The following is a 332-nucleotide window of genomic DNA, read 5'->3' as shown; positions in this document are numbered from 1 at the left end:
ATTGTTTCAAAGCTGCGATCGTCGATTCCATTGCGTCAATCTCCGCCCGGCACTCGTCAAGCTCCCTCTTCAAGGGCAAAAGGCCGTCGGGGATCCAGTCTCCTAAATACACCTTCTCCGATATGGGTTCGCCGAAGATGCCTTGTGGCCTGAAGAGGAGAAAGAGGATGAGTAGGCCGAAGGCCCATGCATCCCTATAAGCCGACGAGATGAAGTAAGCTCCGATTATGGTCATGATGGGAGGAATGAAGCTGAAAGACGAACCCTGAACTATAGGAAGGCCGGAACCGAGCTTCGGATGAGTCTGAATCAAAGTGGCGATCCCCATAGCC

General features: G+C 52.7%; 1 protein-coding gene. It reads right to left on the bottom strand.

The genetic code is table 11. The annotated features are described in order from the left end of the window. A partial coding sequence (locus EZM41_RS13605; RefSeq protein ID WP_232619121.1) for a solute carrier family 23 protein occupies positions 1-332 on the bottom strand: 332 nt, incomplete at both ends.

Origin of the sequence: Acetomicrobium sp. S15 = DSM 107314 (assembly GCF_016125955.1) — a bacterium.
GTDB classification, from domain to species: domain Bacteria; phylum Synergistota; class Synergistia; order Synergistales; family Thermosynergistaceae; genus Thermosynergistes; species Thermosynergistes pyruvativorans.
This window is presented reverse-complemented; position numbering and strand designations above follow the sequence as displayed.